At 33.4% G+C, this 13,715-nt stretch carries 17 protein-coding genes and 1 pseudogene; 6 read left to right on the plus strand and 12 right to left on the minus strand.

What is annotated here, in order from left to right; all coding sequences use genetic code 11:
- The first annotated feature begins 2 nt into the window (after positions 1-2).
- A complete protein-coding gene (locus F9856_RS01850; RefSeq protein ID WP_202105538.1) occupies positions 3-842 on the plus strand; it encodes a metallophosphoesterase in 840 nt (279 codons plus the stop codon).
- A 393-nt stretch (positions 843-1,235) separates the two neighbouring features.
- On the opposite strand, the gene cadX is transcribed toward F9856_RS01850, so the two are convergent.
- Both cadX and F9856_RS01860 read right to left on the minus strand, forming a co-directional pair.
- A complete protein-coding gene (gene cadX / locus F9856_RS01855) occupies positions 1,236-1,574 on the minus strand; it encodes a Cd(II)/Zn(II)-sensing metalloregulatory transcriptional regulator CadX (protein ID WP_000711078.1) in 339 nt (112 codons plus the stop codon).
- An 11-nt stretch (positions 1,575-1,585) separates the two neighbouring features.
- Positions 1,586-2,200: a CadD family cadmium resistance transporter gene (locus tag F9856_RS01860; RefSeq protein ID WP_328708142.1), complete on the minus strand. Its 615-nt coding sequence runs from the start codon at positions 2,198-2,200 to the stop codon at positions 1,586-1,588.
- Between the two features lie 28 nt (positions 2,201-2,228).
- Between F9856_RS01860 and F9856_RS12110 the strand changes: the two are divergent.
- Positions 2,229-2,414 (plus strand): annotated as a pseudogene (locus F9856_RS12110) (FanG protein).
- Between the two features lie 191 nt (positions 2,415-2,605).
- On the opposite strand, the gene F9856_RS01865 reads toward F9856_RS12110, so the two are convergent.
- The 5 genes from F9856_RS01865 to F9856_RS01885 all read right to left on the minus strand — a co-directional run bounded on the left by F9856_RS01865 (position 2,606) and on the right by F9856_RS01885 (position 6,568).
- On the minus strand, positions 2,606-3,871 hold the full coding sequence (locus F9856_RS01865; RefSeq protein ID WP_105128913.1) for a tyrosine-type recombinase/integrase: 1,266 nt from the start codon (positions 3,869-3,871) through the stop codon (positions 2,606-2,608).
- 87 nt (positions 3,872-3,958) lie between these two features.
- Positions 3,959-4,210: a helix-turn-helix transcriptional regulator gene (locus tag F9856_RS01870; RefSeq protein ID WP_044766244.1), complete on the minus strand. Its 252-nt coding sequence runs from the start codon at positions 4,208-4,210 to the stop codon at positions 3,959-3,961.
- A 53-nt stretch (positions 4,211-4,263) separates the two neighbouring features.
- Positions 4,264-5,586, minus strand: a complete 1,323-nt coding sequence (locus tag F9856_RS01875) for a replication protein RepA (RefSeq protein ID WP_105128912.1) — start codon at positions 5,584-5,586, stop codon at positions 4,264-4,266.
- Between the two features lie 141 nt (positions 5,587-5,727).
- On the minus strand, positions 5,728-6,249 hold the full coding sequence (locus tag F9856_RS01880) for a hypothetical protein (RefSeq protein WP_018376422.1): 522 nt from the start codon (positions 6,247-6,249) through the stop codon (positions 5,728-5,730).
- Entirely contained in the window at positions 6,242-6,568 is a 327-nt protein-coding gene (locus F9856_RS01885; protein ID WP_018376423.1) for a hypothetical protein, read from the minus strand. Before F9856_RS01885 ends, F9856_RS01880 begins: the two co-directional genes overlap by 8 nt.
- 224 nt (positions 6,569-6,792) lie before the next feature.
- Between F9856_RS01885 and F9856_RS01890 the strand changes: the two genes are divergently transcribed.
- Positions 6,793-8,076: a hypothetical protein gene (locus F9856_RS01890; protein ID WP_202105540.1), complete on the plus strand. Its 1,284-nt coding sequence runs from the start codon at positions 6,793-6,795 to the stop codon at positions 8,074-8,076.
- A 544-nt stretch (positions 8,077-8,620) separates the two neighbouring features.
- On the opposite strand, the gene F9856_RS01895 is transcribed toward F9856_RS01890, so the two are convergent.
- From F9856_RS01895 to F9856_RS01905, 3 genes are read right to left on the minus strand one after another with little or no spacing between them, the layout of a single operon-like run.
- Positions 8,621-9,028 carry a hypothetical protein gene (locus tag F9856_RS01895; RefSeq protein WP_202105541.1) on the minus strand — a complete coding sequence of 136 codons (408 nt, stop codon included), beginning with the start codon at positions 9,026-9,028 and terminating at the stop codon, positions 8,621-8,623.
- Between the two features lie 16 nt (positions 9,029-9,044).
- Positions 9,045-9,884, minus strand: a complete 840-nt coding sequence (locus F9856_RS01900; protein ID WP_202105542.1) for a hypothetical protein — start codon at positions 9,882-9,884, stop codon at positions 9,045-9,047.
- A 15-nt stretch (positions 9,885-9,899) separates the two neighbouring features.
- Complete coding sequence (locus F9856_RS01905) at positions 9,900-10,877, minus strand: hypothetical protein (RefSeq protein WP_105128907.1); 978 nt, start codon at positions 10,875-10,877, stop codon at positions 9,900-9,902.
- Between the two features lie 125 nt (positions 10,878-11,002).
- On the opposite strand from F9856_RS01905, the gene F9856_RS01910 reads away from it, so the two are divergent.
- The 3 genes from F9856_RS01910 (at position 11,003) to F9856_RS01920 (ending at position 12,910) form a co-directional block, all read left to right on the plus strand.
- Positions 11,003-11,176 carry a YlcI/YnfO family protein gene (locus F9856_RS01910; RefSeq protein WP_202105543.1) on the plus strand — a complete coding sequence of 58 codons (174 nt, stop codon included), beginning with the start codon at positions 11,003-11,005 and terminating at the stop codon, positions 11,174-11,176.
- 73 nt (positions 11,177-11,249) lie between these two features.
- Complete coding sequence (locus tag F9856_RS01915) at positions 11,250-12,368, plus strand: hypothetical protein (RefSeq protein WP_018376429.1); 1,119 nt, start codon at positions 11,250-11,252, stop codon at positions 12,366-12,368.
- Between the two features lie 17 nt (positions 12,369-12,385).
- Positions 12,386-12,910, plus strand: coding sequence for a hypothetical protein (locus F9856_RS01920; RefSeq protein ID WP_018376430.1), 525 nt, complete (start codon positions 12,386-12,388; stop codon positions 12,908-12,910).
- 184 nt (positions 12,911-13,094) lie between these two features.
- Here the strand turns inward: F9856_RS01920 and rpmG are convergent, their stop codons facing one another.
- Entirely contained in the window at positions 13,095-13,244 is a 150-nt protein-coding gene (gene rpmG / locus F9856_RS01925) for a 50S ribosomal protein L33 (protein ID WP_002262412.1), read from the minus strand.
- A gap of 15 nt (positions 13,245-13,259) precedes the next feature.
- Positions 13,260-13,442 carry a 50S ribosomal protein L32 gene (gene rpmF, locus F9856_RS01930; protein ID WP_002937589.1) on the minus strand — a complete coding sequence of 61 codons (183 nt, stop codon included), beginning with the start codon at positions 13,440-13,442 and terminating at the stop codon, positions 13,260-13,262.
- Positions 13,443-13,715 lie beyond the last annotated feature (273 nt).

Genomic DNA, 13,715 nt, shown 5'->3' on the forward strand with positions numbered 1-13,715 from the left:
TAATGAAAAAACTAAAAAATATTAAGCCACGATGGTTTGTTTTTATTTGTCTCCTAATTTTTCTTGCCTTAGGTTTTGACAGTCGGCTTCAAGTAACTCATTACAGGCTTGTTAGTCCCAAAATATCTCAGCCCATCAGACTTGCTCTAATTACTGATTTACACTCATCAAATTACGGTAAAAATCAGATACAAATCTTGGAAACATTAGAGAAAGAAGGCCCAGATATCATTTTATTAGGTGGAGATATTTTTGATGATGAACTTTCTGACAGAAAAACTCTAGAATTGTTAAGCGGGCTAGTAAAATTTAATCATACTTACTATGTGTCAGGTAATCATGAAATATGGAGTAATCGATATGATCAGATGCTGGAACATCTGAGACAACAGAATGTGGTCGTATTATCTGGAGATAGTAGTAGAGTTGATGTAAGGGGGCAGTCCATCACTATTTCAGGCATTGATGATCCTGAATATTTTCAAAAGTATGATGCTAGTGGGAGTTTGCTAGACCAACTTGAAGACATAAAAGGGAAGCAAATAAGCACTGACTTTCAAGTTTTACTAGCGCACCGGCCAGAACTAATTGATACATATCAAAAGTATGGATTTGATTTAGTGTTATCTGGTCATGCGCATGGAGGACAATGGAGAGTGCCTTATTTGGTTAATGGTGTATTTGCGCCTAATCAAGGTTTTCTTCCGAAATATGCAGGTGGTTTATATGAAGTTGAAAATTCGTATTTTATTGTAAGCAGGGGTCTGGCCAAAGAATCTACACGAGTACCAAGATTCTTTAATCGCCCAGAAATTATCATTGTAAATCTTGTTAATCAGTAACTTCGCTCTTCTCTAATCACTCAAAAACCCACTGACTTAATTAGCCAGTGGGTTTATTACTTATCCGAATCAAAATCTTATTTCAAAAAAGGTAGTGATTCGACTGATTTGTACTGCAATGTAATGAAAGTTCATCTTTCAAAAATCGCTTAAAATCAAGGTTTCTACCGCCAATTGACGTGTAGTGAATCCCTATTTCACATCAGTAAAGATTAAGTATTGTCTATTTTAGCTGTTAGAAACGTTTATATATCAACGTTTTTGTAATGTTCCTTAGCAAAAGGTAGAGTGAATGGTAGAGTAGTTATTGCGTTAGTTCAGCAATCTTATCAAGATAAATACCCACAGCTTCTAACATTCGTTGAGGTGCTAATTCAGCGTAAGTATCCATTGTTATCCTAGTTGATTAAAAAAATCTCTGATTTCCTCATCTTTTATAAAATAATATATAATTTTCCCCTCTCTTCTAGTGTCCAAGATGTTTTGATTGGCTAGTTTACGAAGATGGTGGGAGGCAGATGCCATACTGAGATTTAGTAAACAGGCTATATCGCAGACACAGAGTTCTTCAACAGCAAGGAGATAAAAGATGATATTTATCTGTTTATTATCGGTAAACTTTGATAAAATGCGAAGTGATTTTTGAACTTTTTCCTTTTCAAGGTAGTTCGTTGCGGTTGTAACATTTTGTTGATTTATAACATCCACTTGACAGATACTATCTTTTTTCATAATTTTTTCTCCTAGCCTAACACAGCCCGTAGCATGTCAAAGCTGTTGTTTTCAATCAGGATATACATCCCCAATCCTAAATAGACAACGGCAATAAACCATCTGCTATATTTTTCCAAAGTTTCTCCAACAGAAGGGACTTGTGCCAATTTTTGGGCAGAAAAAACCAAGAGATAAATCATGACTAGAAAAGTAAGTAAAGTCACTATCAAATTCGCTAAATTTAAGGTGGTAAAATATGGGACAAAGACACCAATATTGTCAGCGCCACAACTTGCAAAAGTAATCATAGCGACTAGAAAAATCAGGTTTTTATTGTCTTTTCGCAAACCATCTTTTGCAATAGCTTCTCCATCAGAATCTCCTAAAAGCAAAACTTTGAGGCCTAGGAAAATTGGAATCAAACCGAGTAAACCTAAAATCTCTTTACTAGGAATATAATCTAAGACGAATGCAAAAAGCAAACTTAGCAATATTAGACTAACAGAGCCTAGAAATTGTCCTAAATAGATGTTAATGATGTCTTTTCTGCTTTTTCTTTTGGCAAAAAATAACATTAGGATAATAAGTAAGTCTACGGCTGTCCCAGAATACAGGATTATTGAAGTAACAACATTTTGAATCATAAAACACCTCATTCAAATATATTTTTGAATGTATTTTAACATTAAACATTGTAGATGTCAACTTTAGCTCCACCAAAATATAGATAAGAAGTTAGTGTACCAAATATTAAAAAGCCCTGCCATCGAAATGATAACAGGGCTTAACTTCAATATCCAAATGATATATTCATCTAAAAAAGGTAGAGTAAAAGGTAGAGTTTTTATTGATTTGTAGTGCGATATAATGAGTTTCAAAAAATCAAAAATCGCTTAAAATCAATATTTTGACGTCTATTGACGTGTACTGAAACCCTTACTTAACCTCAGTAAGGGTCTAATACTGTCTATTTTAGCTATTGAAAACCTTGATATAACAAGGTTTTTATAAAATCTCTTCAAAAGTGTAGAGAAAAATGTAGTGATAAATTAAGCTGTTAATTTAGCGATTTTATCAAGATAAATATTGACTGCTTCAAATTTTCGCTTAGGCGCTAATTCAGCATAAGTATCCATTGTCGTTGAAATTGACTGATGACCTAACCTAAATTGCAATTCCTTCCAGTTCGCTCCAGCATTCAACATCAAAGAAGCGTGAGTATGACGGAATAAGTGAAAGCCATAGTCAGGTAGACCAAGTGATGATAGGCGTTTCTTAAGTGTAGCACGCTCATTTCTATCGCACATATAGTTACCATAAATTGTTGGGAATATTAAGTCAGACTTAGGCAATCCATGTTTTTCAAAATAAATATTCATCTCATTGTGAAAATCTACTAAAGCTACAATTATTTCATTTGGAACAGGAATCTTCCTATTTCCTGCATCGGTTTTTGGGGTTGGCTTACAAACCATCTCTCCTTTTAACCCCAGCTTTTTATTTGCTCTTTTCCACATCAAAGTTTTATTTATAGTGATTTCGCTTGTTTCTATATCCAAATCATGAATTTCTAATGCTAGTAACTCATTGATACGGCAAGCTGAAGCAAGCAAGGTGTTGCAAATGACTTTAAACCTACGATTAGCCCGTGTATCTGGTAAATTTGATAAAAAGTTTAGCCAACATGTTAAATCTTCATCATGAAGTACCATAATTCGTTTTTTATTGGCTTTTGGCTTTGGAGGTATTTTAACAGTGGATACTGGATTTTTTGACAATCCATAGTTCGTTATTCCGAAGTCGAAAATATCGCTTAACTTATGAGTCACAGCTCCGAAATCTTTTGCACTTCCTTTTTCTGCTCTCTTCACCCCAGATTCAACAGATTTCTTAGATTTCTCGGCTAATTCATTAACCCACGACTGAATCTCAGCTGACTCTATTTTATTTGGGCTATAATCGCCAAAACGTGGAATGATATAGGTGTCAAGATAACCTCTTACTCGATTTAGTGTATTAGCAGATGTAACCCAATTTTGATAGTTTTTAAACCACTCTTCAGCAATCTCTTCTAAAGTATTGATTCTTATAACTTCTTTTCGAGTGCTTCCTTGCTCCTCAAAATCCAGTTTAGCTTGAATATACTTTCTATCCAATTGGCGAAGAGTTTTAGCGGTAATAGAGGTAGTGACCTGTTTACCAGTTTTTTCATCAAGTCCTAGATAAACACCTCTTAAAACGTAGTTGATATCACCATTGTTTTTGGTCTTCTTAATTACCTTTTTATTTTTATAGATAACTGTTTCGGTTTTCATAATGCCTCTTTCTTGCAGATAATGAAAAAGGCTAAAATAGACTTTCCTCTTTTCTAATTAGATAAATCTATTTTAGCACATTGTCAATTAGTTTTCCAAAAAATCAAGTACATCTGACAGTTTATAATACACTGTTCTAGTCCCCTCAATTGGGGGTTCAAGACGAGGTAAGCCTTTTTTCTCCCAAGTTTTCAAAGTATTAGGAGAGATATCTAAGAGAGCTAATAGCTCCTTTTGTGTCACAATTCCAAATGTGATATTTTGCTTTGTCTGTTGCTGAATCAAGGCAACTAATAGATTCAGTAGAGTTTCAATATGATTTATTTTTTCGGAGTTCATTTCTATTATCCTTTTTCCTTTAAATATGCGATAATATCAATAGAGATAACTTATTACTTATCTCGCTGTTTTAGGTCATCACTTTTGCTTTGGTCGGTAGGAGTGATGGCTTTTTTCTTTAGATGTTTAATCGGATTCATTGTGGATAAAAATGCATCTGTCTCAAAGTTATAGTTGAGGACATTTGGATTGGCTTTGTCAAACTGATAGGCAAATTTCTCAATTTGTTCTATTGTATGACGATTAAAATCTCCTATTGAAAAAGAAATAGATTTGTATTGCACCTTCCCTTTATTTTTTACTTTGAAATGATATACTACCTTACTTATCCGTAACATCATTTGTTCCATCGTGTCAGTTGCTCTCAGCGAGTCACAAACCATCAACTTATACAACTCTTTAGGTGGAAATATTGAACTGATATGTACTTTTTCCCACAAAGCATAGATGTTAGTAAATCGGGCGTGAAATTGCTGAACGTAGGAGTCTGTCACACGAAGAAATTCTTGGTAAGACAATTCCCCCTTGAATTCTTCCATGAACAGGATTTTTTCTCCCAGATATGTATCTAGCCCTCCATTCTGATAGTCACTCCAGACATAGACGTTGCCCGCTCCATATTCATCCATCAAACGGATTTGCTGATAAGACTTCCCACTTCGAGAAGCTCCAACGTGATACACGACTTCCATACTTTCCTTAAATCTTGGAGTCGTTCGCAATCGCATTTGATAGTAATGTTCTTTTATCAATTTTGAAAATCGACGAAAACTCAAACTCTGGCTCATTATTTCTTCTGGAGTCTGCCCTTCTTCCAAAAGTTGCTCAATAATCTCAAGGTCTGTACGTTTGCCTTGTTTACTAGCTCTAATCTCTCCGTGAATCACCATGGGAACGACAATGGTATGTGCTTTTTCTTCATGTTTTCCTGTTTTATTGAGATATGCAAATACTTCTTCTTTTGTTCCTCGAGTCAGCTCAGCATGGATTGTGGGATAAAGTTTTTGTAAAGCTGAGAAGCGAATGGCTTGCTTACCTTCAAGAACCATATGACAATGATGAACTCCATCGTCACCGATTTCGTAATTAACGGCACAACTTCTGTCCTCACTATCTTCCATCCAAAAATCAATCAGTATTTCAATCATTCTTTTTGGTGTAAAAGGATAGCCTAGTTTTGGAAGTTTTTTTCTAAATTCTTCAACTCGCTTTCTAGTCTTGTCACTAAAACGTTGGTCTTCAAAAAAGTCTGTCTCAATATCGAATAACTTATCTACATTATTCAGCACACAACAGAATGAGTGTGCTCGATAAGTGCTCCTAATTCCATCCTCTTTTTCAAGAGAAGCAGTGGTGAGCCTGTCAGTTTTTGTCATAAATTCCTCCTTTGTCATTTTTTTGTGATGTCAACATTCATGCAGATAAATTGCATGTAATCACAGTTTTATGTAGCTTGTCATTGTCATCAATGTTAGCAGGGTAATACTAACCCTGACAACTTAGACAATACTTTTTATCTAACTCATTAAAAACTTCAGTTTCTCTACTAAACTCATTTGTTGAAGTTCTTTACGAATTTTACGCTTTAACTTCCGACGTTCTCGTTTAGTCTCTTGCTTCAAATCCTCTAATAAGTCTGTGAGTTCATCAAATTCTTCAGCAACTTTTGCATAGTCATCTCTTATAGACCATGAGTCTTCTGTTAATTTATCGTTTGTTATCAATAACTCTGCTATCTTACTTTCAAGATTCTGCTTATCTTTTTCTAGTTTTTCAAGCTCTACGTTTGCTGTTTTAATCTGATGTTCTTTATATTCATCTAAAGTAGCAACCTCACCAGTTGTCTTGATAACACCGATATATACAGGTGAATCTGTCTCTTCGTTCAATCCCAAAATAGTATATTGAGTTAGAGGTTGAAATTTCCCTTTGTTTTTAGCTAAATTTGCATATTTTTTGTCAAACTCTAACAATAATAACTTATCATCAAGAATCCCAAGGGCACTTCTCATAGACTTTGATGTAATTATATTAGCCATTTGTTCGTACCCTCACACCTTCTGCTTTTAAGACAAGTTTTAGAGTTACGAACGTAGAACCTTCTCGACTAGTGCCACGTACGTATCCTTCTAAACCTTCAAATACAATCTCATCAAAAGGAGCTAACTTAGATAAAATAGACAACTCTGACATTGGTTTATAAATCGCAACCACTTGTTCATTACCATCTTTATCCAATACAAAGATAGAAGTCCCAATAATCTTATCCGAGCCATACTCAGTCTTTGGTTTTGCCTCTTTAAACCTTAAGCTAGGACCTATGGTCTTAGTAATGTCAACAATAATTTTTGTATTCATGATAAATACCTGCTTTCTTTTGTTTTTTATCGCTTGTGCACATTTGATATATATCAAGAAGCTATCTTGTATAGTTTAAGAATATCATAGCCATTAAAACAATTCATTGGGTTTAATGTCGTACGACTTGGATTTTTGTTATCCCATTCATCAAAAAAGCATGCCCTTTTTTTGAAGTCTACGCCGTGGTATAATCAAGAAAAAATAATTAGAGGTAATCTAATATGCAAAAAACAATTCAAGAATTTCATCAAGAACAGCGTACTGAATTTTCAAGTTCATTAAAAAATTATCTGAATTACTTGCAGTCCATACTGAATTGTTCAATAACTGTTGTTGCGGAAAAAACAGGAATCAATCAAAACACTTTAAAAAGTTGGGCAGATAACACATTTATTTCCGAACCTAGTTTTGATGAATTAGAGACTCTTTCAGTATTTGCTTCTTATATTGAAGCGGAATATAAATCTCAGATGGACAAAGACAAAAATAAAGCTGTGTATCTGATGCATAAGACTAACAATAAATTCAATGACGAACTCTCTGACTTAACCCTAAAACTCAAAGAGAACTGCTATATCATGGCAATGAAACATCCTGATGTACTTACGGATTCCCACTTCACTGAAGCTCTTGATGAGTTCCTTTATCGTATTAAAATAAAGTATAAAATTTCATCGTTGAATGTTGCAAAAGAATTGGGAGTGTCTCAAAATAGTATTTCGAGCTGGAGAGTTGGTGCAGTTCCAAACTACAAAAACACAAAAAAACTTGCAGAGTTTGCAACTAAGATACTTTTTAAATTTAAACATAATTCTGTCGAAAGCGAGTTTGAAAAAAATACAGATAATTTTGTTCGACTTTGCTACTACAGAATGGAACAGCTAGATAGCATAAAATTTACTTTAGATACCATAATGATGGCCTACCCAGATAAACTAAAAATAGCTGAGCACGGGACATCAACCATACCTATCCTCTCTCCTATTAAGAAGGTAACCGATTTTGGAGTATTTGACGCTATTGTTGATGGAGTTACCCTTTTTTCAGATAATTCTGGAGTCTCAGAAAGAACAATAGCTAAACAGAATCAGGAGACGTTTGTAAAAAACTTTAATAAGCTTTTATGCTTCTTAGACAAGATAGTAAATAATAGTATATCTGACTATGAAGAACTTGGACTTTGTGATTTAGACGATAAGCTTTCTAAAATCAAAGTTGAGCAAAAGCAAAAATTACAGGATATCATGAGAAATAAACTTAATTATCGTAGCATTGACGATAATGGGAAGCCCCTATCTGTTCAAAGAGGACTTGCTGAATATCTTGATGTAGACATAGCACAAATTACCAATTGGAAAAATGGCGTTGACTTACCGACATTCTCTAATCTGTACAGTTTACAAAAATCATTCGGGTTTACTGGAAAAAGAGCTTTTCTAATCGCAGAAATATCTGATTCTCTCTTTTTAACAAAATTATGGAATCTTGTTCAACAAGATAGTTAATGCTCTGTAGTTATACTTTTCTCATTATTATCTGTTCTTTTCCCACGGCAAAGCCGTGAAGCTACATCACTTTATAAAAACTCAAAATAGTAAGAATGATGGCTAAAAACACTTAAATTGTAACTTTCTAAGATTTACCCTCACTCCCTTTGTTGACTCAATCAACTTTTTCTCCGTTCGTACGCTTGATTTCTCTCTGCCAACTCGATTCCTCTTGTTGGCGACGGTCAATTCGCACTAACGCTTACGCTCTCTCTTCGAAATACGTTTTTTTACGCCAACAAATTGCATTTGATAAATCTAAGTTCGCTATCAATTCAAGTGTTTTTATCTCTTTATTTCTAACCATTTTTCGGTTTTAAAAAGTTCTGTACCACAATATTATTCGTTGTTAAAATATCACACACACTTCCTAACAAAGCTATGTCTCCTAATGACCTTAAATTCTATCTTATATAAACTACCCTATACACAAATCAATCTAAAACTATTATCAGTTAAATTTTAGAAAGCAAAAAAAGATGAGTTCCGTCGCTCATCTTTTTTACTCTTTTGTTAACGTAATCTCATCTCTCGTATCCCCTGCTAAATCAGGTATTGTTACAGAATTTCCTGAAACTGAATATTTCAGCTCCGTTCCATTGCTATCACTGATAATCTGTTTGTCGGTATCAATGGTTACTTTCTCTGAATAGAGGTACTTCACATTATTTCCTCTCTCTGAAAGGAGATTGATATTAAGTATGTTTTCATCACCACTTACTTTTAGTTCATAATGCAATGTCAATTCTTCATCTTCGAATCCCATTTCAGAGCCATCAATACCGCTTTTTTCATATGAATATGTTCCTGATAGCTGACTATCATTAGTATTCGATTGATTACCACAAGCACAAAGGACAATTGTCAGCGTTAGAGTGAGTAGGGTCAATATTAGTTTCTTTATGTTCATCAGTCTGCTCTTTTCTTTAATTGTTTGAAATTAGATTTTCTAACTCTGAATCACTTGGAGCTGTAGATGGGTAAGTTTCAAATACTAGCTTGGGTACGATGTAGATATTCGCAAGGCTAGATAATACTATTTGTTCTGAAATAATCTCTTCTCCCATTAATTGGTCTTTAGTAATATCCCATAAAGAATTTCCGTAATCGCTTGATAGTAGGTAGTATTTAGAATCTAGCTCACTATTTTGCATTTTTTTAGCATAATCAGTTTGGCGATTTGCAAGAGCCAATGGAAGAATTTCTAGTTGAATAGACTCCCCAGCTGGTAAATCACTAGCAAGAGCAATCTGAGCGATTTTTATCCTCTCAGAACGTCCTGACAATGTGGTGTAGCCATATAGAGTGAAATATGTCCCGTACAAGTTGTTATTGTTTGAATTGGTTGTTGTTCCAATCAGTGTTTCATCATAGTTGTTAGTAACAGTAACTTTTAATCTTCTAGTTGATTCATCATAACCGTCAAGCGTGACTTTTAGCTTTGTCAATTCAGAAGGAAGATAGTCATTAGTAACATTTAGACTAGCCTGTCCATTGAAGATGTTGGTTTGATTCTCATTCCATGCTTTTTGACTTCGTTCTTCAATCTCATTATGGTAATTTGAACCATCAGTCTCAGCTACTTCTTCATAAAACTCCTTCAACCACTTATTTCTTTGCTCCTCGGAGATTGCATCCTTTGATGAAGAGGAGGTTTCAACAATCTTTTCAGAGGATTTTGTGGTACTTTCATTACTCTGACAAGCAAATAAGAGTGCTGTAGATGCCAATAGTGTAAAGCTCGCTAAAAATTTCTTTTTGTTCATAGTGTGTCTCCTTATTTATAACCAACCGTTTTTCTTCGCAATATCATCATAGAACTCAGAACGGTCATTCCTTCGTTTTAATTCTTCTGCCACTTTATTTTGAGCTTCGGTATTATCTCTAATGTTACGTTGCTCTTGCGCGTGTTGTTCTGCACGTTGTCTAGCCAGACGAGCTTCCGATTCTCTCGTCTCTTTTATAACAGCTTTCGATGCCTGCTCAACTCTTCTAGTCGATACTTCTATATCCCAAAGATTCAAAGCTTTTCCGATAGTCTTCGCTTGCCCATATTCTAATTTTTGTATGAGGAAATTTATGACTTCATCATTATTCCAATATTGATTGGGAATGGAAATGGTATTCATAATATTCATCATTTCATTTTGATGGTTCAGTAGTTGAGCTTCAGTGGATTTCAAGGTATTTTTCAGATTATCTACCTCTAATTGTTGTTTTCTACGCTTTCCAGGGACGAGAGCGTTTTTCTTTCGATTCTCTGGAATAACAACATTTTCATAGTAGATTTTATTTTTTTGAACCTGTCTGATACTATATAAAACCCAAACTATCAAAAGCCCAACCACAATCGGAACAGGAATTGAAGGTGGATAATAGATAAAGTCTTCAACCGCTTTTATTGGGATATAGAAGAATGTATCCTCAAACTCAAAATCTTGGAAAAGTATAAAAGTTCGAATAATTGTTTCTATAATGACACCAATAATAGTAACCCCTGCTAAGGCTAGTAATACAACTATAAGAAAGATTATAAACGTAATCAGGGACGGTAGATGAATCAGATTGAAAATAGTAAATCCTCTTGTTCGAATATCCCATTTAAAGTCCTCAAGAAATACTTTTTCATCTGAAATACCATTTAGAGAAACCTCAGCTTGAAAAATTTCTCTTCCAAGTTCTTTTATTCTATTTTGTGTTGAGGGGATTAGATTATTTTTTAATATTAAGTACCTTCTTAATGAATTAGCAATATCCATCTGGGCTCCTATATTTTAATTTTTATTACATTATAACGTAATAACACTAAGTTTGCAATGCAAAATGCAATGCATATTTAATGTGCAAAATGCTATATCCTAAAAACAAAAAGAGGAGAAAAGATATGGCATTTCAACTAAAATCAAATCGCAGAGAAACAGAAAATAAAACAATTCGTTTTCCAGTACCACTTATTGAAGAAATAGAAAAAGCAATTCAAAACAAGGATGTAACTTTTTCAAGTTTCGTGATTCAAGCATGTGAGTATGCATTGAGAGATATGGAAGATAAAAAATAGTATAGAAATAAGGAAATATTGATTGTTTCTAGAGTATAATATTGAGTAGTGAGAAAGAAACGAGGGAAAAATATTGGTCAAATCATATATCTCGGAATTATTACCAGCCAAGTATATAAAACGTCATCAATTGATGCTTTATTTGTATGACATTTTAGTTGATATATTGGTTAAAGCTGATAAATATAAATTGTCAAGTTTGTCTTTTAAATTTACTAATGAGATAGGTGAGAAATTTGACCTTTTTGATGAGTTAGAGAGACGAAAGGATATAGAAATTTCTGAAAAAGTCTTTATCCCTCATATATTCTTTTCAATTCTACGAGACTTAAATTACTATCTTTTTGAATCACTGAGCTGTATAGAGAGGGGAAAGGTAACGGTTGCTTTTTCACTTGCTAGGAAACCTTTACAGGATAATTTATTCTATTTAAGTTGGATACTAGTTCAACCATACGAATTTTTAGGAAAAGTGCAATATGCAAGCCCTAAGGAATATGATGTTAGTGATTTAAAAGGAAAGAAAAATTTTGTTATTGATTTATTCTCAAAAGCGAAGGTATTAGTTCAATCTAAAAATAGTTCACTGGATTTTAGTCAAGAATTACTAAATCCAGAATTATTGTATGATGTAATATACAATCGAAAGGCTGAAAATAGTTTGACTAGTGCATTTGATAAATCAATTCATTTGGTGACTAGAAATAAAAATTATCCTACTGAGAAGCGGAATCTTAATTTTATATTTGCAGATGATGAAATTTGGGATGATTTCTGGAATTTGTACTACGAAAAAATTCCATATATTCTAATCTATTTGGTGGAGGTTATTGTTGCTATTTTTGAAAAATATGTAGATATAGACGAGAAAACATCAGAGTTTAATCGATATATCAGAAATTTGAAGATAATATTAGCATTATCAGAGGATGATAATAAAGAATTAGAGAGCATTTTTGATTTAATATTTAGCAGTGAACATCTTAGTATGACCTGTGATGAGTGTAGCAAACAATTTGAATTCAATATAGCTTTAGTAAATGAAATAAGAGAAGATTATCTTTATACTTGTCAGAAATGTGGGTTTATAGAACGATTAGGACAATATTTTGTGAGTGACGAATTGTTAAGTAATCGTAGAAAAATTATGATTGATAATTCAGATGCTAAGAATTGGAAATTAGTTAAGTAAAAGAAGGAGGATTATTTATGGTTAAAGGAATACTTATTAAGGTTCCAGAACTTTTTACGGATGATGAACAACTAGAAATTCAGGAAAAGTTTAAAAGTAAGAATATAGAGGTAATTTTTTTTGATAAGAGTCAAATTCAAGCTTCGTTTGATTCTTTTATTGAATTAATATTAAGTAGAGAGTTTGTAGAAATGCTTGTTTTAGGGCTAACTGTGGACATATTAAAGGAACTAGTTTTTAAGATTGTTGGCTCAATTAAAAAGAAAAAAGTAGTAATCATTGATTCAAATAAAAAAACAAAACCTGCTAAACTAACTATAAAATCCACAACTGATAAAGGTACAATATATTTAGAAATTCCAAGTGAGATTTCTGATAAAGTCTATCAAGAGTCTATAGAAAAAATAGTAGATGCCAAAAAAATTCTTGATAATAGTAGTGGAAAAGGGATTGACGACTTATTTATTGTAGAAGATAAACCTGGAAATTTATCAATTATGACATTGAACGAGTATATTATTTATCGTAAGAATCAAGAATAAAAGGAACACTTCATACGAAGTGTTCCTTTCATTATCTGCATGTTCTACTTAAATTTTATCATCTAAAAAGTGTAGAGAAAAATGTAGAGATTTGACTGATTTGTACTGCAATGTAGTGAAATTCACAATTTCAAAAATCGCTTTAAATCAATGTTTTGACGTCTAATGACGTGTAGTGAACCCCTTACTTAACTTCAGTAAAAATCACGTGCTTACGCAATTTTGGTGAGTATTTTTTCAATTGAAGACGGTCTGGAGTGTTACGTTTGTTTTTTGAAGTAAGGTACAAACGCTCACCAGATTCTTTGTGTTCAAGTGTAATATTTACGCGCATGGTATCTCCCTTCTATTATTCAGCTGAAGCAGCCTTAGCGATTTTACGTCCTTTGTAGTATCCTTTCAAAGATACACGGTGAGAACGTGAGTAATCTCCAGTAGTTTCATCAAATTTCACAGTTGGAGCTGCTACTTTATAGTGAGTACGACGTTTGTTTTTCTTCGCTTTTGAAGTGCGACGTGCAGGTACTGCCATTTCTTTCTTCCTCCATTAAATGTCAGGGCCAAGCCCCTTTTAAATCTAAAATAATGCGTATGACTTTCGCCAACTTTAACAGTATAACAAAAGTTTTTTGTAAAGTAAAGTTACTTGACAGATTTTTTTCACTTTTTTGGCAAATAGCAGAGCATTTATGGTAAAATAAGGAGGATTGCAAGGCTCGACTGGTAGAGTTTGAGCCCTTATGACCTAATTTGGAAAGGAATAAGCACAACTTCGAGCGACATAAGTTGGCTTTATACACTTTAT

Source organism: Streptococcus suis (assembly GCF_016743335.1).
In the GTDB taxonomy this organism is placed as follows: domain Bacteria; phylum Bacillota; class Bacilli; order Lactobacillales; family Streptococcaceae; genus Streptococcus; species Streptococcus suis_Y.